Below are 25,770 nucleotides of genomic sequence, written 5' to 3' on the forward strand. Positions count from 1 at the left end.
GTGACTATTACGGAAGAATAACGAGATGCCACCTAAAGCAAAACGGATCCCCCACACCATGACAGTGCATGGTGATACGCGCATTGATAACTACTATTGGCTGCGCGATGACACACGTTCAAAACCTGCGGTGCTCGACTATTTACAGCAAGAGAACGCCTATGGCCGCCAGGCGATGTCATCGCAAAAGAGCCTGCAGGATCGTGTGCTGAAAGAGATTGTAGACCGCATTCCTCCACGCGAGGTTTCTGCGCCGTATATCAAAAATGGCTACCGCTATCGCCAGGTGTACGAGCCGGGGCGCGAGTACGCGATTTATCAGCGCCAGGCGCTGGGTGAGGAGCAGTGGTCGCTACTGATTGATGAAAACAAACGCGCTGCGCACAGTGAGTTTTATACCCTGGGCGGCCTCAACGTCGCGCCGGATAATAATCTATTGGCGGTAACCGAAGATTTTCTCTCGCGCCGCCAATACGGCCTGCGCATTCGCCACCTGGAAAATGAAACGTGGCTGCCGGAAGTGATTGAAAATGTCTCGCCGGGCGTCGTATGGGCCAATGACTCGCGCGCGCTGTACTATGTTCGCCAGCACCCAACCACGCTGCTGCCGTGGCAGGTTTGGCGGCATCAGGTCGGTGCTCCGGCAACGCAGGACGAGCTTATCTATGAAGAAGCGGATGAAACCTTCTACGTAAGCCTGCACAAAACCTCGTCGCGCCAATATGTGGTGATTGCGCTTTCCAGCGCGACAACCAGTGAAATGCTATTGTTGGATGCCGACCAACCGGACGCCAGGCCGCGCGCCTATCTACCACGCCGTAAAGATCACGAATACAGCCTCGATCACTATCAACAGCAGTTTTATCTGCGCTCTAACCGTGATGGGAAAAACTTCGGCCTGTACCGCAGCGCCGGATGGGAGGAAAGCGAGTGGCAGACGCTGATTGCCCCGCGCAGCGACGTGATGCTGGAAGATTTCACCCTGTTCCGTGATTGGCTGGTGGTGGAAGAACGTGAGCGTGGTTTAACCCGATTGCGGCAAATTCACCGTCATCGCCAGCAGGAAACGGCAATCGCTTTCGATGATCCGGCGTACGTCACCTGGATTGCCCATAATCCGGAACCTGAAACTGCCTGTTTGCGTTACGGATATTCGTCAATGACCACGCCAGATACGTTGTTTGAACTGGATATGGACAGCGGAGAGCGCCGGGTACTAAAGCAGCAAGAAGTTAAAGGCTTTGACGCCAGCCGCTATCGTAGCGAACGTTTTTGGATAACTGCTCGCGATGGCGTCGAAGTGCCAGTCTCGCTGGTGTATCGTCATGAACATTTCCGTCGTGGTAAAAACCCGCTGTTGGTTTACGGTTACGGCTCTTACGGCGCCAGTATGGACGCCGATTTCAGCAGTAGCCGTTTGAGCCTGCTCGATCGCGGGTTTGTCTTTGCCATTGCCCATATACGCGGCGGCGGGGAGTTAGGGCAGCAGTGGTATGAAGACGGGAAATTCTTGAAAAAGAAAAATACCTTCAATGACTATCTCGATGTTTGCGATGCGCTGCTGGAAAAAGGTTACGGCGACCCTGCGCTCTGTTATGGCATGGGCGGCAGTGCTGGGGGGATGCTGATGGGCACGGTCATTAACGAACGCCCGGAACTGTTTCATGGCGTGGTCGCGCAAGTGCCGTTTGTCGATGTGGTCACGACCATGCTTGATGAATCCATCCCGCTAACGACCGGTGAATTTGAAGAGTGGGGCAACCCGCAGGACCAAACGTACTATCGCTATATGAAGTCCTACAGCCCGTATGACAACGTTCGACCTCAGGCTTACCCGCATTTACTGGTGACGACCGGCTTGCACGACTCACAGGTGCAATACTGGGAACCGGCGAAATGGGTGGCAAAACTGCGTGAGCTGAAGGTGGATGATAACCTGTTGCTACTGTGTGCCGACATGGACTCAGGGCACGGCGGGAAATCCGGGCGTTACAAAAGCTATGAAGGCGTTGCGCTTGAGTTCGCATTCCTGATTGCCTTGGCGCAGGGAACTCTGCCAGGGTGTACTGAACGCTAGTTACTTATCGAGGTAGTGTTTGAGCGTAAGGCGAAGTTCCGGGCTCATGCGGTCGAGGTTATTAAACAGCCACCGCAGATAGCCCGGGTCGTTCTTCGCCACCTCGGAGACTTCCTGCCCACGGTATTTGCCGAAGGTAAAGGTGCGTAGCAACGCTGGGCGGCCTGTTACCTCAACCATTTGCTCCGCCGTCCAGCCAGAGGTTTGCATAATATCAATCAACAGCGCGGCGGTAATGTAGCAGTCATACAGCGCTCGGTGGTGATGCAGCCCCGGCGGTGTCGCCACGCTGAGCTTGCGTGATTTATACAGCGCCATATTGCTGTATTTTATGCCGGGCCACAGGCGGCGCGCCATTTTCATGGTGCAAATCCATTCGCCGTCCATTTCGGGCAGTACTCGGCGGTCAAAGCTGGCGTTATGCGCGACATACCACGGGCTACCCTGGTAAAAAGGCACGACGTCCTCAATCCACGGTTTATCGGCGACCATCTCTTCGGTAATGCGATGAATAGCCATTGCCTGCGCGCTGATGGGGCGGTCGGGGCGAACCAAATGGCTCATGGGGTTGACTATCTGACCGTCAATAACATCAACGGAGGCTATCTCAACGACGCCTCCTTGTAGATCGCAGGTTTCGGTATCTATTACGCGCAGCATGGCAGGCTCCCAGCCAAAACGACTAGCGTAATGGAATGATCTCACCTTGCCAACCCTGAGCGCTTTTTCTGCCGGTCAACAGCAGTTCACCGCTGTCGGCGCGCACGATGAGCTGGCCGTTTTCATCCCATAATGCACTGCCACCGGAAAAACGTCCGCTGGCGTAGTTCGACTTTAATACGGCAATGGCGTACTTGTGGGCAAAACGCTGCAACCGCTGGGTGATGCGCTGCTGCTGAGGCTCCGCCATCCCGCTTACTGTCGCCAGTAGCGAGGCCTGCGCAGACAGTTCGCAGCCGTCCGCGTTTAGCTCAAAGACACTGACCTGATCCGATTCTGGTGCCAGGCACGTTCCGTGGCCTTGCTGATGCTTAACCGGCTTGTCGCTGGAGGGGGCAAAAATCACGATACCTTTGATGCGTTTGCCGCCGCTTTCGACCGGCAGCCCGGCAATAATGGTCATTTGATGACGCTGGGCGGCATCGCTTAACGGTTGAAGCTGGTTATCACACGGCGGCGCGGGCAGCGTCTGCTCATCGTCAGGGCCTGTCAGCGATAGTTCAGGGAAGATTAATACCTTGCACGCCTGTTCGGCAGCGGCATCAATAAAACGGAGGTGGTGGGCGATATTTTCGGCAACATCTCCCTTGCGTGGCGCATATTGCGCTGCTGCTACAGTCCATGTCAGCATAGTTGCATCCTTCAACACGTTGTCAGTGGGCTTTTATTCTGTGTCATGCTATCAAACTGGACGTAAGGAACTGTCACTAAAGGTAAGCATTATTTGCTTTTTGGCTCATACGGCAGACGAGAGAGGTTGACCGACGCCAGGCGATGGGCAATCAGACGCTCGCGGAACCAATCGCGCAGATGGGCGGGTTGTTCACGTTCAACCACTTCGGCAATGACCGGCATGTTATAGCGTTCTTTGAAGGCAACGCCTGCGGCGGCAAGATCGACGTTCACTTTGTCCATCTCTTGTTGAGGTAAGGCAGCCAGATTGATTTGCATGATTTTCTCCTTGGTATAGCGCACAAAAGTTACTAAGAGTATCGCAAAATGGCAAGTCCAGGGGGCGCTCATCTCGACTCGAACATTATACAGCGTTATTCTTTGGGTTATATAGATAACAAAAAGGAATGATGGAAATGAAATTCACCGCACCCCGCGCGTTCTGCGCCACGCTGTTTCTGCTCGGCTCTTTCGTCGCATCGCCTGTCTGGGCGCACGCTCATCTGCAACAGCAAACACCGGCTGCCAACTCAGAGGTCAGCCCTGCGCCACAAACAATCACGCTGACCTTCACTGAAGGTGTCGAAGCGAATTTCAGTGGTATTACCCTTAAAGGCCCGACCCAGCAGACGTTAGCCACCGGCAAGGTAACCCGCGCCGCGAATGACAAAACGCAGCTTATCGTGCCGATAAGCGAAACGCTGGCGTCCGGGTTGTATACCGTCGAATGGCACGTTGTTTCCGTCGATGGACACAAAACCAAAGGTCAGTATCAATTTAGCGTTAAATAATCATGCTGACGGCACTTTATATCGGGCTGCGATTTGCCCACTTTGCCTCGCTGATGGTGGCCTTTGGCTGCACGTTATACGCGGGTTGGTGGTCACCGCTGGCGCTACGCCGACTGTTGATACAGCGCTTTTCTCATCTGTTACGCGGCGCATTAGTGCTGAATGTGCTGACGGCCATGCTGATGCTGATGGCGCAAGGTGGCCTGATGGGCGATGGTTGGGGAGATGCCTTGCAGCCTGACGTCTGGCTGGCGGTGTTGCAAACCCAGTTCGGCGGCGTTTGGCTGTGGCAGATTGTGTTGGCGTGGGTGGCGCTGGGGGTTGTGTTGGTGCAGCCACGGCAAATGATGCGCCTGCTTTTGCTTCTCAGTGCCGCGCAGTTTATTCTGCTGGCCGGAGTGGGACATGCGGCGATGTCCGACGGTGCGGTAGGGGCGTTGCAGCGCATTAACCATGCGGTGCACCTTCTCTGTGCTGGCGCGTGGGTTGGCGGGTTGATACCGTTTCTCTACTGCTTACGCCTGGCAAACGGGCGCTGGCGTCAATTGGCTATCACCACCATGATGCGTTTTTCACGCTATGGACATTTGGCAGTCGCCGGAGTTATTGCCACTGGGATTATCAATAGCGGGCTGATTCAGGGCGGTTTCACCACCACTACGCCATACGGTGTGGCGGTGTGGCTGAAAGGTGGACTCGTCGCGCTGATGGTGCTGATTGCACTCGTAAACCGCTATTTATTGGTGCCAAGAATGTCGGCAAACCTGGCGCAGACTCAGCGCTTTTTTGTCCGCACGACGCAGGCTGAAATTATTTTAGGGGCACTGGTGCTGGCAGCGGTAAGTCTGTTTGCCACCTGGGAGCCTTTTTGATTAAACGAGCGAAATTATGAAAAAAATCATTCTCTCTTTGTTGTTATTAACGGCTTCTGGCTCAGCGTTGGCGGCACAAATCATTACTGTCAGCCGTTTTGAAATGGGTAAAGATAAGTGGGCGTTTAATCGTGAAGAGGTGATGCTGACCTGTCGGCCTGATAACGCGCTGTATGTCATTAACCCGAGCACGCTGGTGCAATACCCGTTAAACGATGTGGCTGAAAAGCAGGTGAAAGAGGGGAAAACGCAGGCGCAGCCGCTGAGTATTATTCAGGTCGATGACCCGCATAAATCGGGTGAAAAAATGAGTTTGGCGCCGTTTATCGAACGAGCACAGAAACTCTGCTAATCAGCAGAATATCTGTTTAATAATCAATAAAAAACCGCAATCATTCTCGCGGAATGGCTGCGGTTTTTTTTATCTTATGCCGTTTCTTCGACGAAAATTTTCAGCTCACAGTGGATGCGGACTGGAAAACCTGTCACGGTCATCTATTCTTATAAAGCAAGGCGACTTAGCCTGCATTAATGCCAACTTTTAGCGCACGGCTCTCTCCCAAGAGCCATTTCCCTGGACCGAATACAGGACTCGTATTCGGTCTCTTTTTATCTATGCAATTCTATGGGGTATTTCGGTTATCACACTAACTTCCCCGAAAATCCGCCGAAACATCCATATCGTCGCTAAACCATACCATACTCCGCACTACGTGCGTCCAGATAAATTTGCGTTATTGTTAAAATTTTGTGTGTTGACGGCGGCGTGTTTGGCTATATTGCTATTTTCATCAAACCCATATGGGCCATGACGGAAATTTCGTGAGTGCGCTTGAACCCACAAACGGCTGGCTCAAGCGCGTGGTGCTGGCCCGCTATTCAATAAATCCTAGCTTAAATTGCTCTTTAGCAGCCAGTGACTGTAGCTCCGGCTTCTCCGGGTAAGTGGCTAGTAGCGGGAAGAATACCGATTCGCCAATAATACTCCGGCTGTTGGCATCGGCCGGGCGTAGCCCCCATACATTCTGGTAGGTCATCGGTACGGTCTGACCGTTAATGACCGTATTACCGATGTACAGCATGATATGCCCTTTAATGTAGACGAGCGTGGTAAACGGCCTGCCGTGTGCAGTTAGATAACGTAGCCGTTCCTCGGTATCTTCCTTACTGAGATCGACAATCCGGGTTGCGGCCTGTATTTGTGCCGCCGAATTTCTAGGAAGAAGGATGCCAAAAGGCATCATTAGACTGCGTATTTCACTAGAACAGTCATTATAGAAATTATAATTACCCCAGCCATACGGTTTACCGCTCATCGACCGCATCAGCGTAGCAATATTTTTAGGTGTCATTTTCCACGGCATGGCGACAAAGGAGCCTTCGTCTAGCTGTGCCTGGTCAATCTGTGCGCGACCATCACTTTTACGTACTGGTACTGCAACCTCAAAAAAGCCGGAAGTTTTTTTCGTGAAGGGTAAAAGCGTACCGGGGCGAGCCGTAAAATAATACTGCCCGCTTCCCTGGACGGAAACGGAATCTTCGATAAATGCGCCGAGATTTTTACCAGCCAGCGCCAGCCATTTGGTCACGAACGGCTGATCCGCGCCAGCGATATCTTCGCTTTGCACCCACCCGGTGACGGTAGGGGATAAAATGTATTTCCAGCGTTTGTCACGGCTATCTGCCAGCACGTATACGGGAGTGCCGGGGCGAACAGAAGATTCCTGTAAATTGTCAAAAGGGTATCCCTGCCCGGCGTGACGGGGATCGTCGTAAGCGGGATCGATAGTCGGAAGCACCCTGACCAGCGTTTCCCTGACGGCAATCCCTCGTCCCGAAGCGTGGTAAACATGATCAATAGCGGTAGTCGCGTTATCTCTTATTTCTAGCTTCCAGCGTTCCGAGTGAACGCGGAAGTTTTCACCCCAGGAGACACTTTGCTCCTTAAGATACCTTTTGATACCGGCATCACGGGCACTTTCTACTCCCTTACTCAGAACTGATGAAATGTAGTTTGGGTTCCAGGGGGACTTATCGTTGGGTCCCATCCCAAAATAGTGGGATTTCAGTTCGGTAAAATAGCGTTGCTGCACGACAGCATCCATCACAGGGAAGAGCATATCCGGGCCGGGAGGGAGCCATTTATCGACTAACTGCGGGTATTTATCCAGCGGGAATAACGATTTGGTTGGGTCGATATAGTCTGCCGACGCCTGACCTGCGGCAGCGGTGTCGTTTAACTCATGACCGGACGGAACAGAGTGACACGCCGCGAGTAGCAAGGGGGCAATCAGGAAAAAGGGCTTTATTCCTTCTGGTATTGGGATTGGTTTCATACAGTCTCTCCGATAATGGCTTTGTTACTCAGCCCATAGCACACCGATACCCGGTTTCGGGCGTATGTATTGCAGAAACGACGCATCCAACATTTTCTGTTTTCGGTTGACGCTTTTCTGTTTGCGACCAGCGAGACGGTATTTTTGAGCCATACCTGCCCGTGGTGATTGGGCACGATACCCACCAGCAAGGCGACCATAAATCAGTTGATGGCTGTATTTGACAGCGTTGGTTAGTGCGCACTGAAGGCCGGTACGCGGAAGATTGACAACTGCACACAGGCGTATCGAGCTGTCTATCCAGCGATTGTTTTCGGAAAAATAGAGGGGCTGCGCGGGGGACTGGGCGTTTTTACGGAATTATATTCACATAATAAATATGTTGCTAATTATAATAATGTACAGCAATAACAGAAAATTTTCGTTTAGGGTAATAAAAAGATCTATTTTTTTATAGAGAAAAGGCGCATGATCGCGGCGAGTTTAGCCACAGCCTGCCACGCCACGCCTTTTTCTGTCTTTGTACCGTTTTGTAAATAAACGTCGGGCAGTGAATTTGTCGAACGTAGAACTGTCGAACACTTATACGTACCGCATAAAGACAGATGAACGGAATCGTTTTTTCCTTACGCGTTACCCGTGCTCCACGTTACTGGAAAAGATGATGTTCAAAAATTTCGATTTCCGCTTGCTTCACCCACGTAATGGGCTGAAGTGGTTCGCGCTCGCGCTCTTATGGCTGGTGGTACAGCTTCCCTATCCTGTATTGCATAAACTTGGTACTTCCGTTGGTAAAGCCTCGCGCCGTTTCTTAAAACGTCGTGAGCAAATTGCTACACGCAATATTGAACTCTGTTTCCCGAAGATGGATGCGGCTGAGCGGGAAAAACTCATCGAACAAAACTTTATGTCGCTCGGCATGGGGCTTATCGAAACCGGCATGGCCTGGTTTTGGAGCGATGCGCGAGTACGCAAATGGTTTGATGTTGAAGGCTACGCCAACCTGACAGAAGCGCTGCAACAGCAGCGCGGCGTGATGGTGGTGGGCGTCCATTTTATGTCGCTGGAATTAGGCGGCCGCGCAATGGGTCTGTGTCGTCCAATGATGGCAACCTATCGCCCACATAACGATCCGCTGATGGAGTGGGTTCAAACCACCGGGCGTTTGCGTTCCAATAAAGCAATGATTGACCGCCGCAACCTGCGTGGTCTGGTGCAGGCATTGAAAGCGGGTGAAGCCGTTTGGTTCGCACCGGATCAAGACTACGGCCCGAAAGGCAGTGTCTTTGCGCCGTTCTTTTCCGTCAGTGAAGCGGCAACCACCAACGGTACGAATGTGCTGTCACGGTTGTCCGGCGCAGCCATGCTGACCGTGACGATGGTGCGTAAATGTAATAAGCGGGGTTATACCTTGCACATCAGCAAAGCGATGACCGATTATCCTTGTGGCGATGAAGTTACCGCCGCAAGCTATATGAATAAGATTATTGAACGCGAGATTTTACGTGCGCCAGAGCAATATCTGTGGGTGCATCGTCGGTTTAAAACCCGGCCTCGGGGAGAAGCCTCGTTATATAAAGTGATACCACATGCTAAATAATAAATAACCCGCCTGTAGGCGGGTTCTTTTTGGGTTAAACAAGGCGCATAACCCAGGCGTCAGAACGTTGGTCGTAATGTTTGCGATAGAGAACATTACGTTCGCCATCAAGAAGGGCCGGAATGCTGGTATCGGCGTCCCAGGCATCGAGCTGCATACATAAGTCAGGATCGGATTTACAGGGAATGCTTAACGTTCGCTCGCCGTGCTGCTCCGGGTGCAGCACGGCATCATCAATTTCGAATGCGCCGATGCGTACGCTGGTTTTACTCATAATGATCTCCGTTAATCTGCTGAGTTGTGTGGTACGACCAGTTTGGCCGTACTTATTTCAGCGTAGTCAACGTAGAGGATTCTGCCAGTAAAAACGTGCGCTTTTTAGGCGTGCTATTCTGACCTGCTGGCAAACAGCTTTCCGTCACGCACTAATTCTCGCGGATAGCTGTTTTTCAACCGTGAGTTAATGCGTTTCGCAAGCCCCAACGGGAAGCCCTGGAAGGTGACAATTACATCATCGTGTGCTGGTGGCTGTTGCGGATAAACATCGCGCCCGCGATACCACTCCTGCGCGTCGTCGAGCGTGAGTTCATGCCCCAGTGTTTCGACATTCGCCAGCGCAATAACCGCTTCATGCTGCCAGCGGAAGCCTTTGTTATGCGTCTCGGCAAGCTTGATACCAATGCGTGAGAAACGCACTTTGCCCAATAGAGGCTCTATTTCTGTCGGGAACAGCCAGATTTCTTTGTCGCGCTGCCACAGCGTTAGCGCGTCATCCCATTCAATACCCACACTGCGGGCGGCGCTAACCACGGTGGTCGACTCACGGGTTTTCATCGGCGAAAACGGGAATTTGCCCACTTTGTAACCCGGTGCGGGTAGTGGCGGGATGGCTGCTGTTTTGTGCAGCCGGGCGACAAAAAAACCTTCACAGTCATAAATCTGAGGGAACACGTGCAGGAAACCTTCTGCCGTTAGCGCCTGTTCCGCCGTCGGGAATAAATCACCCAGCGGGGTGATTTCAACGGCGTCAGGATAGCGCTCCAGCAGCCAGGCAATCACCGCTTCGTTTTCATCGCGGTTCAACGTGCAGGTGGAATACACCAGCGTACCGCCTGGGCGTAGCGCATGAAACGCGCTATCGATAAGTTCTCGTTGGGTGCTGGCGATGTCCTGATTACTGGCGAGCGACCAGTTTTTCAGGGCGTCAGGGTCTTTGCGTACCACGCCTTCGCCGGAGCAAGGGGCGTCGAGCAAAATAGCGTCGAAACATTCTGGCAGCGCCGCGCCAAACACCCGGCCATCAAAGTGGGTCAGGGCGGTATTGGTAAGGCCGCAACGGCTGATGTTGGCGTGGAGCACTTTCACGCGACTGGCGGAAAACTCGTTCGCCAGCAGCATTCCACGATTGCCCATTCGGGCGGCGATTTGCGTGGTTTTTGACCCAGGTGCTGCGGCCACGTCCATGACCCGCTGAGGTTGCAAGCCGTGGGCAAACAGAGCAGCGACAGGCAGCATGGAGCTGGCTTCCTGAATATAAAACAGGCCGCTTAAATGTTCTGCGGTACTGCCCAGCGGCAATGCCTCTTCGTCATCTCGTTCAATCCAGAAACCTTCCGCACACCAGGGAATGGGCGTTAACTGCCAGCCATAAGGCGCAACCAGCGCCAGGAAATCTTCAACCGTAATTTTCAGCGTGTTGACGCGAATACTCCGGCGCAACGGGCGTTGGCAGGCATCAATGAACGCTTCAAAAGAGAGGTGAGCAGGCATGGCCTCACGCATTTGCGCAAGGAATTCATCGGGAAAATAGACAGAGTTTTGAGCCACTGGCGAATACCACAAGGAGATAAAGAGCGCGCAGTCTACCATAAAACGCGCCGGTGACGGACACCGGCGCGTTGTGGGTTAACGTGGCAGGGCAGTGCCCCATTCACGCCATTCTTTGGGTTCAGACTCCAGCAGCAGGAAGTGTTTGCCTTCCTGGGCTTTTGGCGCTAACGGCGTGCCCGGCGGTGTCGCGAATGCAATACCGCCGCGAATGAACTGGTTAAATGTACCGGTTTTCACCACACCACCTACCAGGCCAAAGTCGAGGCTGTAGCCGGAGGCTAGCCAGAACACCGAGTTATTGCGCAGCAGGTGCTGGTAGCGCTGACCGATCCGCAATTCCACCATTACGCGGTCTGACAGGCTGCCCAGGTGCAGACCGGTGACGGTGCCCACTTCAATACCACGGAACAGCACCGGCGTACCAATGCTCAGTGAGCCAGCCTCTGGCGCTTCAACCACGACATTCAGGCCGTTGAGGTAGCGAGAATCGGCGATCGTCGCCTCTTGCAACTCAAAGTCACGGCGCAGGTCGCCGTGCCCGGGTTCAACGTTGACGTACGGTTGCAGCAGCGTATCAAGATGTTCTACGCCCGCAGCAGAAATTTGCGGGGTGATAACCGAGAAGCGCGTCCCACGGCGAGCAAAGGTATTCACATATTCCGGGTAGAGCACTGCGCTGGCCTGGACTTCGTTGCGAGACGCGTTCAGCGCCAGGCTTTGAATTTGCCCAATATCAATCCCCAGGTAGCGAATTGGCATACCCGCTGCCAGTTTATCGGCATCGAAAGCGTGCAGAGTAATTTGCCCACCGACCGCACGAGCTGCAGTTTCTGATGGGAATAACACCCGTTTATCACCCTTGCGATTGCCCGCGCTCGCCTGGTTAATGTTGTCAAAGCTGACCGCGCCTTTCAGCGCTCGCGACAGCGGCGATGCCTGCACCGTCAGGCCACTGCCGTTTAGCTGCACTTTCGCGCCGCCTTCGGCCCAGAACACGCTGTTTGGCGTCAGCAGCGAGCGGTACTCCGGCTTAATGTGTACCGCAATGTCAAAAGCGTTAGCCCGAGGTTGAACAGAGGTCACTTCACCCACTTCAAATTTGCGATATAACACCACGGAACCACTCTGGATATCCGGCAGTGTTTCCGCGCTGAGCACCAGTGTGGTGGTGGGGAAGTCGCTCAGGCTGTTTTCCTGCGCTTTCTCGATATTGGCGTACAGCGGATAGCTCTCTTTCATGGCTCCTTTTTCGCCTGGCAGAATGCGAATGCCGCCGCTCAGCCACTCGTTAGCGCTGGCGCCAAGGAACTCAACGCCATCAATACCGACTTTCACATCCATTTTGCTGTTGACCACAAACTTGCTGTCGCCGTGCACCAGATCGCGATACTGCGGGTCAATGGCAATCGCAAAACTCACGCCTTTGGCGCTCAGCGTTCGTTCCAGCACTTGGCCGATTTTCACTCCATGCAGCATAATTGGCTGCCCACCTTCAATACCGTAGCTCTCTGGTGCGGTGAGCGTCAGTGTCATCACGCCGGGTTGTTGCAGCAAGGTTTTGTCGGAAGCCAGCACCGTGAAACGGTCTTTAGGTTCACCGTCGCCGGGCACTAGTTCAAAGGTGCTGCCGGTCAGTAACATGCTGAGATTCGGGTTATCCAGCGACAACTTCGGTTGATGCAGTTCAATTCGGGTATTGGTGCGCAGCAGCGAAACCACACTGGGGTCAACGGTCATTTCACCGGTGACGGAGCTGTCCGGGTTAAGAGTTAATTTGGTCAACTGACCCACTTCCAGCCCTTGATATAGCATGGAAGTTGAACCAGCTTTCAACCCATCACCGCTAGGTAATTGCAACTGAACGATAACCCCGCGCTGGCTGTGGGCGAGGTCTTCATACAGGCCGAACTCATCATTCTGCGCGGCGGTTTTCGAGTCTGGCGGCGAGTCAAAGGCAATCGCGCCATTCACCAATGCCGCTAGGCTTTCTAATTGCACTTTCGCACCGCTGAGCGCAACGTCGGCTTTTATCCCGGATACGTTCCAGAAACGGCTGCCTTTTTTCACCAGGTTAGTGAAACGCCGCTCAATCAATACGTCGATGGTCACGCCCTGATTGTTCGGATTGATGGCGTAGTCATACACGCGACCGACCGGAATTTTGCGGAAATAGACCAGCGACCCGCTGTTGAGCGAGCCGAGATCGGGCGCATGGAGGTGAATCATCAGCTCGCCGTTGTTGAGCCGGTATTTGGGCTGCGTGTCCAGCGCGGTGAAGTGTTCGCTTGGCTCGCCTTTGCCCGGCATCATGCCGATATAGTTACCACCGACTAGCGCATCCAATCCTGAAACCCCAGCCAGCGAGGCCTTCGGCGTTACCAGCCAGAACTGCGTGTCGGAACGTAGGGCGTCTTCCATGTCGCTTTTAATACTCGCGCGGACCTCAATTTTGCTGCGGTCCCGGGCGAGGCGGATATCCTGCACCGTACCGACCTCCACACCCTGGAAACGGACTGGCGTGCGTCCGGGAACAATACCGTCCGCCGACATAAAATCGATGGTAATGGTTGTGCCGCGATCTTCATAACTGTTCCAGATAAGCCAGCCAGCAATCAGTAAAGCGATAACTGGTAAAAGCCAGAACGGTGAAATGCGACGTTTTGTTTTAATTCGCGCCTCAGTCGGTGAGGCGGGCGTTTCCTGACTCATGTGCGTCCCAAAGTAAGCGGCTGTCCAGCCATTCAACAGCAAGGATAGTTAATATTACCGCCGCGCCAAAATAAAACGCAGCGGGGCCCATCGTGAAAGCGAGAAGCTGATCGCGATTAATGAGCGACATGGTTAATGAAATGACAAACAGATCCAGCATTGACCAGCGGCCAATCCAGGTGACAAAACGCAACATTAAAATGCGCGCGCGTAAACCTTGCTGGCACTTGAAGTGAATACTAATCAATAACGTCAGTAGCACCAGAACTTTAGTGAATGGCACCAGGATACTGGCAAAAAACACCACCGCAGCCACGGCGACATTGCTGTTAGCCAGCGACATAATCCCCGACATAATGGTGTCTTCCTGCCGCCCGCCGTTGACGTAAATAATCGAAATAGGCAGCAGATTGGCGGGGATGAGGAACACAATCGAACTCACCAGCGCCGCCCAACTTTTTTGCAGACTTTGCCGACGGCGGTAGCGCAGAGGGGTATGACAGCGGTGGCAGCGCCCGCGTGCATCGGTAAAACCGGTGTGGTGGCAGTTCAGGCAAACGCGTAACTCAGCGTCCGGGCGCGTGGCGGGGCGCTGCGGATAAAAACGCTCCCACAGTTGTTCTACGTTCAGGTGAATTAACGTCAGAATGCTGAGTACGACCAGCGAAATAAACGCCAGCAGGCCAATTCCTGGCTGGAGAAACGCGTAATCCTGCACTTTGATAGAGGCGACAGCGATACCCACAAGGTAGATATCCAGCATCACCCACTCTTTGAGTTTATCGAGCATCAGCAGGACAGGGCGGAGATTCATCCCTAGAATGTTTCCTAGCCACAGATAGGCGATAGCTATCACCAGTACCGCAGGTGCGGCGACGGTGCAGAAGAAGACCATGGCTGCGGTGATGGGGTCGCCACGATCGGTCATCTGCCAGATACCCTGTAACAGGTCAGCATCAATACGCACCCCGAGCAGGTGCAGACGTAGCAACGGCTCGCTCCAGGCGAAAGGCATAAGCAGTAACATGGCGATTGCCATTGCGCCCAGGCGCGTTAATGACCAATCGCGGCCATCACGCACTTTGGCGTTGCAGCGAGGGCAGTAAGCGCACTGCGATGATTTTACGACCGGTAACCGAAAAAGCATATCGCACTGGGGGCAACGTTGATAATGTGCCCCTGGCAACGGTGTGCTAACGGTCTGAATGCGTATTTTTTTCGTCGGCGTTATATGTGATGTTTTAAGTGCCATTTATTACATTGATAAATGAATGTATAACTCTATCTTAACCTAAGTACGGATTCATCTTGAGCATGAGCGCACTTAATGCGTATTTTATAAGGCGCTAGAGGAAGTAACGTATCAGTAACATTGTAAACAATAGTGATTGAATAATGACCAAAACAGAGTTTTACACGGATCTTAACCGTGATTTTCAGGCATTGATGGCAGGTGAAACAAGTTTTTTAGCGGTAATTTCTAATACCAGCGCGCTGTTATACGAGCGCCTGTCTGATGTGAACTGGGCCGGTTTTTATCTGTTGGAAGGCGATACGCTGGTTCTGGGGCCGTTCCAGGGCAAAATTGCCTGCGTGCGTATCCCGGTTGGTCGTGGCGTCTGCGGTACTGCTGTTGCGCAAAATCGCGTACAGCGCGTTGAAGATGTTCATGCATTTGATGGTCATATCGCCTGCGACGCTGCCAGTAATTCAGAAATTGTCCTGCCATTGCAGGTCAATAATCAGGTTATTGGTGTGTTGGATATCGACAGCACGGTGTTCTCGCGCTTTAGCGAAGAAGACGAACAGGGCTTAACTGAACTGGTCGTGCACCTTCAAAAAGTGCTTGAAGCCACCGATTATCAAAAATTCTTTGCAACCGTCGCAGGATAATCAACGGATAACGTAGCATTTAGCGATGGCGTCATTATAATGTCGCCTGTTCATGCCTGCGGCTTGTTGGCTACGTCCGTTGTAATCAGGAAATTTCATGGAAAATCAACCTAAGTTGAACAGCAGTAAAGAAGTTATCGCATTTCTGGCCGAACGTTTTCCGCAGTGCTTTAGCGCGGAAGGTGAGGCTCGCCCCCTGAAAGTCGGTATTTTTCAGGATCTCGTCGAGCGTGTTGAAGGGGAAATGAACCTCAGCAAAACTCAACTGCGTTCCGCATTACGTCTTTATACTTCAAGCTGGCGCTACCTGTACGGTATCAAACCAGGTGCAGTACGTGTCGATCTCGACGGTAATCCTTGCGGTGAACTGGATGAGCAGCACGTGGCGCACGCGCGTCAGCAGCTTGAAGAAGCCAAAGCCCGTGTTCAAGCGCAGCGCGCTGAACAGCAGGCTAAAAAACGCGAAGCGGCTGCTGCTGCGGGCGAACAAGGAGATGCGCCACGTCGTGAGCGTAAACCTCGTCCTCCAGTGCGTCGCAAAGAAGGTGCTGAGCGTAAACCACGTGCCGCTACTGCGAAGCCAGCAGCGAAAGCCGTACGTGAAGTGCGTGAAGAAAAGCATACGCCGGTATCCGATTTGTCTGCACTGAGCGTTGGTCAATCGCTGAAAGTTAAAGCAGGCAACAGCGCGATGGATGCAACCATTTTGGAAATCACCAAAGACGGCGTTCGCGTTCAGCTTACTTCTGGTATGTCAATGATTGTACGCGCAGAACACTTGGTGTTCTGAAACGGAGGCCGAGCCAGGCATGAACACATTTTTTAGGCTCTCCGCGCTTGCTGGCTTGTTGTTATTAACAGGCCAGGCCGTAGCGGTGGAAAACATAACCCGTGTTGATCAACTTCCTGTTTTAAAGGAAGAGACGCAACACGCCACGGTGAGCGAGCGCGTAACCTCGCGCTTTACCCGTTCTCATTACCGCCAGTTCGATCTCGATCAGGCCTTTTCGGCTAAAATCTTCAACCGCTACCTGAACCTGCTGGACTACAGCCACAATGTGCTGTTGGCTGGCGACGTTGAGCAATTCTCAGCGAAAAAAGGGCAGATTGGCGATGAGTTACGTTCGGGCAAGCTTGACGTCTTTTACGATCTCTACAATTTGGCGCAGAAACGCCGCTTTGAACGCTACGAATATGCGCTGAAAGTGCTTGAACGCCCGATGAATTTCACCGGCAATGATACGTTTAACCTCGACCGCACCAAAGCGCCGTGGCCAAAAGATCAGGCCGAGCTGAATGCTCTGTGGGATGCTAAGGTTAAATTCGATCAGCTTAGCCTGAAACTGGCGGGCAAAGACGACAAAGAAATTCATGACACCCTGGCTCGACGCTATAAATTCGCGATTCGTCGCCTGGCGCAGACCAATAGTGAAGATGTGTTCTCGCTGGCAATGACCTCTTTTGCTCGCGAAATTGATCCGCACACCAACTATCTCTCCCCGCGTAACACCGAACAGTTCAATACCGAAATGAGCCTGTCTCTGGAAGGTATCGGTGCGGTGCTGCAAATGGACGATGACTATACCGTCATTAATTCGATGGTGGCAGGTGGCCCTGCGGCGAAAAGCAAGGCAATTAGCGTTGGCGATCGCATTGTTGGTGTCGGTCAGTCTGGCAAAGCCATGGTGGATGTTATCGGCTGGCGTCTTGATGACGTCGTCGCGCTGATTAAAGGGCCGAAGGGCAGCAAAGTGCGCCTGGAAGTGCTCCCAGCCGGTAAGGGGGCGAAAACCCGTATCGTCACGTTGACCCGCGAGCGGATTCGTCTTGAAGACCGCGCGGTGAAAATGTCGGTGAAAACCGTCGGCACTGAAAAAGTGGGCGTGCTGGATATCCCTGGCTTCTATGTGGGCCTGACTGAAGATGTGAAAGTGCAGCTTCAGAAGCTGGAAAAACAGAATGTCAGCAGCGTTATTATCGACTTACGCAGTAACGGCGGCGGCGCGCTGACCGAAGCGGTATCGCTTTCTGGTCTGTTTATTCCGTCCGGCCCCGTGGTGCAGGTTCGTGATAACAACGGCAAAGTGCGTGAAGACAGTGACAACGATGGCGTCGTTTATTACAAAGGCCCATTGGTGGTGCTGGTAGACCGTTTCAGTGCTTCGGCGTCGGAAATCTTCGCTGCCGCGATGCAGGACTATGGCCGTGCGCTGATTGTGGGTGAGCCGACCTTCGGTAAAGGGACAGTGCAGCAGTATCGCTCACTGAACCGCATTTACGATCAGATGCTGCGCCCAGAATGGCCTGCGCTTGGCTCTGTCCAGTACACCATTCAGAAGTTCTACCGTATCAACGGTGGCAGTACGCAGCGTAAGGGTGTTACGCCGGATATCATGATGCCAACCGGGAGCGAAGAGACAGAAACCGGTGAGAAGTTTGAAGACAACGCACTGCCGTGGGACAGCATTAATGCTGCCACCTATGTGAAGTCTGGCGACATGAAACCGTTCGAGCCTCAGCTGTTGCAACTGCATAGTCAGCGTATTGCGGCTGATCCAGAGTTCCAGTACATCGCCAAAGATATTGCGCGCTTCAATGCTTTGAAGGATAAGCGCAGTATTGTTTCTCTGAACTACGCACAGCGTGAGAAAGAGAACGAAGAGGACGATGCTACCCGTCTTGCGCGCGTCAACGATCGCTACAAACGGGCAGGCAAGCCGCTACTGAAGAAACTGGACGACCTGCCGAAGGATTACAAAGAACCGGATCCGTACCTCGACGAAACGGTTAATATCGCCATTGATTTGGCGCGGCTTGAGAAGGCCAGCCCCGCAGAGCAACCCGCTGTGAGCAAATAACTCTCTAACAGGCACAAGCAATTGTGCCTGTTTTTTTTAGCTCTCTCGTCTTCACGTCAACAACTATGCTACAAAATGTAAAGTTGTGTCTTTCTCGTGACTTAGCCTAATGTAATCGTTGAAAATCGCCGGATTGCCCCTACGATATGGGTAATCGCATAGTGCGTTTTGTTATGAAGAGGTTAAAAGTAAATTATGATGCGAATCGCGCTCTTCCTGTTGACCAACCTTGCTGTGATGGTTGTGTTTGGGCTGGTGCTTAGCCTGACAGGAATTCAGTCGAGTAGTATGACTGGGCTGTTGATTATGGCGCTGCTGTTTGGTTTTGGTGGCTCCATTGTCTCGTTGATGATGTCGAGATGGATGGCGTTGAAATCTGTCGGTGGGGAAGTGATTGAGCAACCGCGTAATGAGCAGGAACGTTGGCTGCTGAATACCGTGGCTCGTCAGTCCCAGCAGGTGGGCATTGCCATGCCGCAGGTGGCGTTGTATCACGCGCCGGATATTAATGCGTTTGCGACCGGTGCACGCCGTGATGCCTCGCTGGTTGCAGTCAGCACCGGTTTGTTGCAGAACATGAGCCGTGACGAAGCCGAAGCGGTCATCGCCCATGAAATCAGCCATATCGCTAACGGCGACATGGTTACCATGACGCTGATTCAGGGGATCGTGAACACCTTTGTTATCTTTATCTCGCGAGTTATCGCGCAGATTGCTGCCGGTTTCCTCGGTGGTAACCGTGATGATGGCGAAGAGAGCAGCAATGGCAACCCGCTTATCTACTTTGCGGTAGCCACGGTGCTGGAACTGGTGTTTGGTATTCTGGCGAGCATTATCACCATGTGGTTCTCGCGTTACCGTGAATTCCATGCGGATGCCGGGTCAGCTAAATTGGTCGGTCGCGAGAAGATGATTGCCGCGTTGCAGCGTCTGAAAACCAGCTATGAACCGCAGGAAGCCAGCAGCATGATGGCGTTTTGCATTAACGGTAAATCGAAGTCACTGAGCGAAATGTTCATGACGCACCCACCGTTAGATAAACGTATTGAAGCGCTGCGTAGCGGCGAATACATGAAATAAGCGAAAGCGCCTCAGTTGAGGCGCTTTTTTTAGCTGTGTTTAGCTGTGTTTAGCTGTGTGCACGTGGCTGCGTGATGCGCAGACCGCTAAACACCATCGCCACCACCGCCAGCGAACCGGCCAGCAACAGTGAAACGTGTGTGCCGCCGTTGCCAAATAAATTAAACATTAACGCGACCAGTGCAGCACCGGTACTTTGCCCAAGCAGCCTGGCCGTGCCCAGCATCCCGCTGGCTCCACCGCTACGGTTTCGCGGCGCGGATGCAATAATGGTGTGATTGTTCGGTGACTGGAACAGACCAAAGCCCGCACCACATAGCAACATACGCCAGATGATATCGATATCGCTCGGCGATGAGGGCAGCAGTGCCATCCCAAACAGCCCACAAGCCATGACGCCCATCCCTATCGCCCCGAGTAGCCCGGCGTGTACGCGTTCAATCAAATAACCAGCCAACGGTGCCATCACCATCGTCGCCAACGGCCACGGCGTTAACAGTAAACCGGTTTCCACTTCGCTGCGTCCCACAATACTTTGCAGGAAGAAGGGCAGCGATACCATCGCCAGCATCTGGGCGCAGAAAGAACAGATAGAGGTACAAATTGATAGTGAAAACAGTGGAATACGCAGCAGGTCAACCGGCAGCAGCGGTACGGGAAGATGCAACTGGCGGCGCACGAAAAAAAAGCCGACTACCAGTAATGCCGCCAGTTCTGCCAATACCAGCGTTATTGATTGCCCTTGAGCAAAACTGCTGAGCGCGGTGATTAACAGACCGAAGGTTAATGCGTTCATCACAGCGCTAGGTAAGTCGAAACGCTGCGTCTGGCTGCGTGTGCCATTAGCGGGCAGGAAGCGCACAGCCAACAGCCAGGCAATAATACCTAACGGTACGTTAATTAAAAACAGCCACTGCCAGGAGGCGAGCGAGAGGATCGCGGCGGCAATGGTCGGCCCTGCGGCGGAAGAGACGGCCACCACGAATGAGTTGATCCCCATTCCTCGACCGAGCTGGCGCTGCGGATAAATCAGCCGTATTAGCGCAGTGTTCACGCTCATCAGCGCAGCCCCCCCTAAACCCTGGGCGACGCGGGCAATCGTCAGCATCTCCAGCGAGTGCGAGAACGCGCACAGCAGCGATGTCAGCGTAAATACGATAAGCCCGGCTTTATAGATGCGATGATAACCAATCATGTCGCCGAGAAAAGAGAGCGTGAGCAGCGATATCACAATAGCAATTTGATAGGCGTTAACTATCCAGATAGAGGCTGCGGGTGAAGCGTTCAGGTCGCTGGCTATGGTCGGCAGTGCGACGTTGGCAATAGCACCATCCAGTACCGCCATCGTAATACCAATCACAATAGTCAGAATGGCACCGTATCGTTGAGGGATCGGCAGGCCATCAATCAGGGGTTTTGTCATGGAGCGAAACTTGTTTTTGAGGAAATTATTAACTGAGAAATGATTCTAGCATTGATTAATCATTAGAATGTCGAAGATTTGTAACCAGGTCACAGAAGTTTCATTGCTACGAAGGGATTGCGAAATTATAATAAAAACCGGTTCTAATATTTATAAAACAGTTGCGATGAGGTGATAAATGTCAGCAGCGGATTTGGACAAACAGCCAGATTCTGTCTCTTCGGTACTAAAAGTGTTTGGTATCCTGCAAGCACTTGGCGAAGAACGCGAAATTGGTATTACTGAACTTTCGCAGCGTGTGATGATGTCGAAAAGCACCGTTTATCGCTTTTTGCAAACCATGAAGTCATTGGGATACGTTGCCCAGGAAGGGGAGTCCGAAAAGTATTCACTGACGCTAAAGCTGTTTGAGCTGGGTGCTCGTGCGTTACAAAACGTTGATTTAATCCGCAGCGCGGATATCCAGATGCGTGAACTCTCTCGTCTGACGAAAGAGACGATTCACCTGGGGGCTTTGGATGAAGACAGCATTGTCTATATCCATAAAATCGACTCAATGTATAACCTGCGCATGTACTCCCGCGTTGGTCGCAGGAACCCGCTGTACAGTACGGCAATCGGTAAAGTGCTGCTCGCCTGGCGCGAAACTGACGAAGTGCGTCAGATTCTCGAAGGTGTCGAGTATAAATGCAGTACCGATCGTACCATTGCCAATACTGATGAGCTGATAACGGTGCTGGAGCAGGTTCGTAAGCAGGGTTACGGTGAAGATAACGAAGAGCAGGAAGAGGGGTTACGCTGCATCGGCGTACCCGTATTCGACCGATTTGGTGTGGTGATTGCGGGCTTGAGTATCTCTTTCCCAACGCTGCGTTTCTCCGAAGAACGCCTGAATGAGTATGTAGAGATGCTGCATACGGCTGCGCGTAAAATTTCAGAGCAAATGGGCTATAACGACTACCCATTCTAAGCCTGATACAAAAAGCCCGGTTCACAGAACCGGGCTTTTTCTTGCCTATTTTTACCCCTGATCAACAACGCTGGTGCTTTTACGCAGCAGTGGGCAACTTGGGCGTCCAACCAACCCGTTATCTCCGTGGAGATAAAACGCAGTGCTAAAACCTTGAGCGGTCAGATATTTACACTGTAGCCCTAAACCCCCTGCGGTTTTCTGGCTACCCATCAACACGCCGTAACCGCTCAGGAGCACCCCGATAGACACGATTGCCAGAAAGATGACGATTCTGATAAACAGGCGCATAAGAATTCCTCTTCTATTATTTCTTTCATGAATGCCACATTACGGGAATCACGGATTGACACAAGTCTATGATTCCTAAAAGCGTGATATGCCGCTACAGTTAGCCACGGTTTAAGGTTAGCATGCTAACTTAGCTGTATCTGAATAAGAATTCATGCGGAGAGTGGAGTGAAAAAGTTTCGGTGGGTATTACTGGTTGTTGTGATTGCCGCTTGCCTGCTGCTATGGACACAGATGATCAATGTGATGTGCGATCAGGATGTTCAGTTTTTCAGCGGCATTTGCAGCATTAACAGGTTTATACCCTGGTAAAACATTTTTGCCGTCAACGATTTCCTTCCGTAATGTGAGTGGTAGAATAGATCGTTCCTTTTGAGGTGGTAAAATGAGTGATCTTGTAAGTTCTGGGGCATTAAATCTGGCATCTCTGGCTTTTTCTTTCCTGCTGTTGTTGGTCGGTCTGGTGTTATGGTTCTTTGTGAACCGCGTCAGCTCTCGTGCTAACGAACAAATCGAACTCCTTGAATCGCTGCTCGATCAGCAAAAGCGCCAGAACGCGCTGCTGCGTCGGTTGTGTGATGCCAACGAGCCAGAGAAAAAGGAAGTGGTGGCAGCGAAAGCTGAAGACGCAGAAAACGACAGTAATGATGAATTTATTCGTCTGGTCGCTGAGCGATAGTTATCTATGATGCATTCCGCGCAGCCTGTGAAGGGCTGCCGGATTGGTAGACGATGCACTGATGCGGTGCGCCATCTTTATCTTCCCCAATATCCTTTGTCTTCTACACGGCGTTGCGGCATTTTTGCGCAAATAACAAAAGCGGCTGCTGCCCTCTAACGGTTACGATGCTATTCATTTCGTTATGTTATTGTTATTCATAACTCATTGGTTACTTCTATTTAAACGCGCGATAAATATGACGAATCGTATTAACGTTATTAAACGTGTGTTTAATTAATCACCGCATAATCTCTTTGCCATCAGCGAAACGTTTTTATTGCCTTACGATGAGGCAATGTCACTAAAGTTTCATTATTTTGGTGCATAATAGTCTGCACTATTAACGTTGTTCTGGCAGATTGATTCCCGTCAACCACTCGTATTTATAACCAGATATCGAAAAGTATGTGAAAAAGTTATAGCAGAATGAATCTAAGGATATAAATTTTTTGGCTGCGACTGGGTTATTCTGGACGTGGAAAAAATGTTGGTCTATGTAAAAAAAGTCTTACGTTACCGTAAGCTATGTCACTGTTAAGGCCTGCTAACATTTAGTGGGTGGGATGTTTATTTGGATGTAAAACCGTGCCCGGACAAATGATTTGTCAGGAATTGTGCGGCCGATCGAGACACGTTTAAAAATGGCTTGCCATTATTTACGTTGTATGTGATAACACGTTTTGGGTTAAACGAGGTACAGTTCTGTTTATGTATGGCATTATCAGTAAAGAAGTTCTGAGTAAACACGTTGACGTTGATACCGCTTCTCTGCCGAACCTTATATTAGTGCCTCATGCAGTCATGTCTCAGTTTTATCTATGAAAACGCCTGCGGGCGCAGAAAACACTCTAAGGAATTTTGCAAATGGCAAAGATTAAAGGTCAAGTTAAGTGGTTCAACGAGTCTAAAGGTTTTGGTTTCATTACTCCTGCTGACGGCAGCAAAGATGTATTCGTACATTTCTCTGCAATCCAGGGTAACGGCTTCAAAACTCTGGCTGAAGGCCAGAACGTTGAGTTCGAAATTCAGGACGGTCAGAAAGGCCCAGCGGCTGTTAACGTAACCGCTATCTGATTCGACAATCACTGATCTTGCGGCGCGTCTGCGCATCATTATCAGGCATAAAGCCTCGCTAAAGCGGGGCTTTATCATTTTTATCCCCACCTGTTTTTAACCGCCGCTTCACCTTCCGCCATCGCCTGAATAGCGGTACACTTTCGCCCTTTGAAATAAAGCCGGAGTCGTTATGTCCTACAGTTGTCCGCTCTGCCACGCGCCGCTTACGCGCAGCGGCAATAGTTACCTTTGCCCGCAGAATCATCAGTTTGATCGGGCGAAAGAGGGCTACGTTAATCTTCTACCGGTACAGCATAAACGCTCGCGCGATCCGGGCGACAGTGCGGAAATGATGCAAGCGCGTCGCGCATTCCTGGATGCTGGACATTACCAACCTCTGCGCGATGCTATCAGTGAAAAACTGCATCGCATTCAGCCTGAACAGCTACTCGATATTGGCTGTGGGGAAGGGTATTACACCCACGCCTTTGCTGCGGACGCACAGCACACGTGGGGGCTGGATGTCTCTAAAACGGCGGTTCGCTATGGGGCGAAACGCTACCCGCAGGTTAATTTCTGTGTGGCCTCCAGCCAGCGCCTGCCATTTGCCGATAACAGTATGGATGTGGTCATTCGCATTTATGCACCGTGTAACCCACAGGAGTTGAAACGTGTAGTGAAACCGGGCGGTTGGGTGATGACCGTTACGCCAGGCCCGCGCCATCTTGTGGAGATGAAAGGGCTTATCTACAGTGAAGTTCAGCTTCACGCGCCGCATTCTGAGGTACTTGAAGGGTTTACCCTGCACAGCCATGATACGCTGGCGTATCCGATGCAATTGAGCGGGGCGGAAGCGGTGACATTGTTACAGATGACGCCGTTTGCATGGCGAGCGAAACCAGAAGTGTGGGAAACGCTGAAAGGGCTGGAGAGGTTTGACTGCCAGACAGATTTTGCGATTCACGTCTGGCAGCGAGAAGCGGATTAACCCATGTAGTGGGCGTACATAATTTGTACGCCAATGGCGATTAACACGACACCGCCCAGAATTTCGGCTCGTTTGCCCAGCATCGGGCCGATAAATCGGCCAACCATCATCCCAAGCGTTGACATCATAAAAGTGGCGCAGCCAATCGCGACGGCAGTGGTGATGATATTTACCTTCAGGAACGCCAGACCCACGCCGACAGCCATCGCATCGAGGCTGGTGGCAATCGCGGTGGTGACCAGCAGCCAAAAGCCGTGGCGACGCGGAGCTTCTTGCTCTTCATCATCGTCACCACCGCGAATCCCTTCCAGCATCATTCGACCGCCGAGGAAAACCAGCAGAATAAAGGCCACCCAATGGCTCCACGCCATGACAAACTGGCTCGCCAGCATCCCCAGACCCCAGCCGATGAGCGGCGTGAGCATCTCGATGACGCCGAAAATAAGACCTGTACGCAGTGCTTCAGAAAATTTAGGTTTATGCAGTGTAGCGCCTTTACCAATCGATGCGGCGAATGCATCCATCGACATACCTAAGGCGAGAAGAAGTGTAGCGGTTAAATTCATGAAGATGTCCAGACCGGGAAGTTTCCATACGACACATTCCTGCCCCCAGTAATCAGCAGTTAATGCGTCTATGGTCTCGCTTGATTACGATGTAATCCGTACGCACCACGTTTTTCAACGAGTATGTTGACACGTACATTTCCAGTAGGATGGAAATCAGCTACTCCCCAACGACGGGCGCAACCTTAACATATTTTTAGAATATAAAACAACTCTGACTATTGCATATTTTATCGTTTAATGATAACGATTTTCATTTGGATCTATCGCGTAATCAAGAGGTTAATAATTATGAGCGATATAGCGGGGAATAAACA

Annotated in this window: 25 protein-coding genes, 1 pseudogene and 1 riboswitch; of the genes and pseudogenes, 15 read left to right on the forward strand and 11 right to left on the reverse strand. The window is 51.9% G+C overall.

The annotated features are described in order from the left end of the window. The first annotated feature begins 25 nt into the window (after nt 1-25). Nucleotides 26-2,077: an oligopeptidase B gene (ptrB, locus tag AC6I4B_RS09890; protein ID WP_497771346.1), complete on the forward strand. Its 2,052-nt coding sequence runs from the start codon at nt 26-28 to the stop codon at nt 2,075-2,077. Here the strand turns inward: ptrB and exoX are convergent, their stop codons facing one another. From exoX to AC6I4B_RS09905, 3 genes are all read right to left on the reverse strand, one after another. Continuing rightward, complete coding sequence (gene exoX, locus AC6I4B_RS09895) at nt 2,078-2,737, reverse strand: exodeoxyribonuclease X (protein WP_497771348.1); 660 nt, start codon at nt 2,735-2,737, stop codon at nt 2,078-2,080. It lies immediately after the preceding gene. A gap of 22 nt (nt 2,738-2,759) precedes the next feature. Continuing rightward, nucleotides 2,760-3,428 (reverse strand): carbon-nitrogen hydrolase family protein, encoded by a 669-nt coding sequence (locus tag AC6I4B_RS09900; RefSeq protein WP_497771350.1) that lies wholly within the window; start codon nt 3,426-3,428, stop codon nt 2,760-2,762. An 89-nt stretch (nt 3,429-3,517) separates the two neighbouring features. Further along, nucleotides 3,518-3,748, reverse strand: coding sequence for a DNA polymerase III subunit theta (locus AC6I4B_RS09905; protein ID WP_497771351.1), 231 nt, complete (start codon nt 3,746-3,748; stop codon nt 3,518-3,520). Between the two features lie 137 nt (nt 3,749-3,885). Between AC6I4B_RS09905 and yobA the strand changes: the two genes are divergently transcribed. Genes yobA through AC6I4B_RS09920 form a run of 3 tightly spaced genes read left to right on the forward strand, consistent with a single transcriptional unit; the run spans nt 3,886 to nt 5,484 of the window. Further along, a complete protein-coding gene (yobA, locus tag AC6I4B_RS09910) occupies nt 3,886-4,260 on the forward strand; it encodes a CopC domain-containing protein YobA (RefSeq protein WP_497771353.1) in 375 nt (124 codons plus the stop codon). Nucleotides 4,261-4,262: 2 nt separating this feature from the next. Continuing rightward, nucleotides 4,263-5,132, forward strand: a complete 870-nt coding sequence (gene copD / locus AC6I4B_RS09915; RefSeq protein WP_497771354.1) for a copper homeostasis membrane protein CopD — start codon at nt 4,263-4,265, stop codon at nt 5,130-5,132. Nucleotides 5,133-5,145: 13 nt separating this feature from the next. Next, nucleotides 5,146-5,484: a YebY family protein gene (locus AC6I4B_RS09920; RefSeq protein ID WP_497772090.1), complete on the forward strand. Its 339-nt coding sequence runs from the start codon at nt 5,146-5,148 to the stop codon at nt 5,482-5,484. Between the two features lie 523 nt (nt 5,485-6,007). Here the strand turns inward: AC6I4B_RS09920 and AC6I4B_RS09925 are convergent. Then, nucleotides 6,008-7,468, reverse strand: a complete 1,461-nt coding sequence (locus AC6I4B_RS09925; protein WP_497771356.1) for an SH3 domain-containing protein — start codon at nt 7,466-7,468, stop codon at nt 6,008-6,010. Nucleotides 7,469-8,132: 664 nt separating this feature from the next. Here AC6I4B_RS09925 and lpxP point away from each other — a divergent pair. Next, complete coding sequence (gene lpxP, locus AC6I4B_RS09930) at nt 8,133-9,068, forward strand: kdo(2)-lipid IV(A) palmitoleoyltransferase (protein ID WP_497772092.1); 936 nt, start codon at nt 8,133-8,135, stop codon at nt 9,066-9,068. A gap of 34 nt (nt 9,069-9,102) precedes the next feature. On the opposite strand, the gene AC6I4B_RS09935 is transcribed toward lpxP, so the two are convergent. The 4 genes from AC6I4B_RS09935 to yebS all read right to left on the reverse strand — a co-directional run bounded on the left by AC6I4B_RS09935 (nt 9,103) and on the right by yebS (nt 14,859). Next, nucleotides 9,103-9,342 (reverse strand): YebV family protein, encoded by a 240-nt coding sequence (locus AC6I4B_RS09935; protein WP_497771357.1) that lies wholly within the window; start codon nt 9,340-9,342, stop codon nt 9,103-9,105. 113 nt (nt 9,343-9,455) lie between these two features. Next, nucleotides 9,456-10,895 (reverse strand): 16S rRNA (cytosine(1407)-C(5))-methyltransferase RsmF, encoded by a 1,440-nt coding sequence (gene rsmF, locus AC6I4B_RS09940; protein WP_497771359.1) that lies wholly within the window; start codon nt 10,893-10,895, stop codon nt 9,456-9,458. Between the two features lie 78 nt (nt 10,896-10,973). Further along, on the reverse strand, nt 10,974-13,607 hold the full coding sequence (locus AC6I4B_RS09945) for a PqiB family protein (protein WP_497771360.1): 2,634 nt from the start codon (nt 13,605-13,607) through the stop codon (nt 10,974-10,976). Next, nucleotides 13,576-14,859 (reverse strand): membrane integrity lipid transport subunit YebS, encoded by a 1,284-nt coding sequence (yebS, locus tag AC6I4B_RS09950; protein WP_497771362.1) that lies wholly within the window; start codon nt 14,857-14,859, stop codon nt 13,576-13,578. The genes AC6I4B_RS09945 and yebS overlap by 32 nt, the downstream gene beginning before the upstream one ends. Before the next feature lie 143 nt (nt 14,860-15,002). Between yebS and AC6I4B_RS09955 the strand changes: the two genes are divergently transcribed. The 4 genes from AC6I4B_RS09955 (at nt 15,003) to htpX (ending at nt 19,438) form a co-directional block, all read left to right on the forward strand. Further along, the gene (locus AC6I4B_RS09955) at nt 15,003-15,500 is read left to right on the forward strand and encodes a GAF domain-containing protein (protein WP_497771363.1); all 498 of its coding nucleotides are present in this window, start codon (nt 15,003-15,005) and stop codon (nt 15,498-15,500) included. A 97-nt stretch (nt 15,501-15,597) separates the two neighbouring features. Then, nucleotides 15,598-16,290: an RNA chaperone ProQ gene (proQ, locus tag AC6I4B_RS09960; protein WP_497771365.1), complete on the forward strand. Its 693-nt coding sequence runs from the start codon at nt 15,598-15,600 to the stop codon at nt 16,288-16,290. 19 nt (nt 16,291-16,309) lie between these two features. Next, nucleotides 16,310-18,358 carry a carboxy terminal-processing peptidase gene (gene prc, locus AC6I4B_RS09965; protein ID WP_497771366.1) on the forward strand — a complete coding sequence of 683 codons (2,049 nt, stop codon included), beginning with the start codon at nt 16,310-16,312 and terminating at the stop codon, nt 18,356-18,358. 195 nt (nt 18,359-18,553) lie between these two features. Beyond that, nucleotides 18,554-19,438, forward strand: coding sequence for a protease HtpX (gene htpX, locus AC6I4B_RS09970; protein WP_497771368.1), 885 nt, complete (start codon nt 18,554-18,556; stop codon nt 19,436-19,438). Between the two features lie 49 nt (nt 19,439-19,487). Here the strand turns inward: htpX and AC6I4B_RS09975 are convergent, their stop codons facing one another. After that, nucleotides 19,488-20,861, reverse strand: a complete 1,374-nt coding sequence (locus AC6I4B_RS09975; RefSeq protein WP_497771370.1) for an MFS transporter — start codon at nt 20,859-20,861, stop codon at nt 19,488-19,490. Between the two features lie 178 nt (nt 20,862-21,039). Between AC6I4B_RS09975 and kdgR the strand changes: the two genes are divergently transcribed. Next, nucleotides 21,040-21,831, forward strand: a complete 792-nt coding sequence (gene kdgR / locus AC6I4B_RS09980; RefSeq protein ID WP_497771371.1) for a DNA-binding transcriptional regulator KdgR — start codon at nt 21,040-21,042, stop codon at nt 21,829-21,831. A gap of 51 nt (nt 21,832-21,882) precedes the next feature. Here the strand turns inward: kdgR and AC6I4B_RS09985 are convergent, their stop codons facing one another. Next, the gene (locus tag AC6I4B_RS09985) at nt 21,883-22,122 is read right to left on the reverse strand and encodes a YobH family protein (RefSeq protein WP_497771373.1); all 240 of its coding nucleotides are present in this window, start codon (nt 22,120-22,122) and stop codon (nt 21,883-21,885) included. 168 nt (nt 22,123-22,290) lie between these two features. Here AC6I4B_RS09985 and mgrB point away from each other — a divergent pair, with 168 nt between their 5' ends. From mgrB to rlmA, 5 genes and pseudogenes are all read left to right on the forward strand, one after another. Further along, entirely contained in the window at nt 22,291-22,434 is a 144-nt protein-coding gene (gene mgrB, locus AC6I4B_RS09990; RefSeq protein ID WP_497771374.1) for a PhoP/PhoQ regulatory lipoprotein MgrB, read from the forward strand. 73 nt (nt 22,435-22,507) lie between these two features. Next, nucleotides 22,508-22,801, forward strand: coding sequence for a YebO family protein (locus tag AC6I4B_RS09995; RefSeq protein ID WP_497771376.1), 294 nt, complete (start codon nt 22,508-22,510; stop codon nt 22,799-22,801). 750 nt (nt 22,802-23,551) lie between these two features. Beyond that, nucleotides 23,552-23,695 (forward strand): annotated as a pseudogene (locus tag AC6I4B_RS10000) (DUF2627 domain-containing protein). 12 nt (nt 23,696-23,707) lie between these two features. Continuing rightward, nucleotides 23,708-23,917, forward strand: a complete 210-nt coding sequence (gene cspE / locus AC6I4B_RS10005; RefSeq protein ID WP_001062678.1) for a transcription antiterminator/RNA stability regulator CspE — start codon at nt 23,708-23,710, stop codon at nt 23,915-23,917. A gap of 172 nt (nt 23,918-24,089) precedes the next feature. Further along, on the forward strand, nt 24,090-24,887 hold the full coding sequence (rlmA, locus tag AC6I4B_RS10010) for a 23S rRNA (guanine(745)-N(1))-methyltransferase (protein WP_497771377.1): 798 nt from the start codon (nt 24,090-24,092) through the stop codon (nt 24,885-24,887). Here rlmA and mntP read toward each other — a convergent pair. After that, nucleotides 24,884-25,453, reverse strand: coding sequence for a manganese efflux pump MntP (gene mntP, locus AC6I4B_RS10015; protein ID WP_497771379.1), 570 nt, complete (start codon nt 25,451-25,453; stop codon nt 24,884-24,886). The genes rlmA and mntP overlap by 4 nt on opposite strands. 1 nt (nt 25,454) lies before the next feature. After that, nucleotides 25,455-25,634, reverse strand: a riboswitch (yybP-ykoY riboswitch). Nucleotides 25,635-25,770: the final 136 nt, after the last annotated feature.

The sequence above is a fragment of the Kluyvera fluvialis genome, assembly GCF_059725275.1.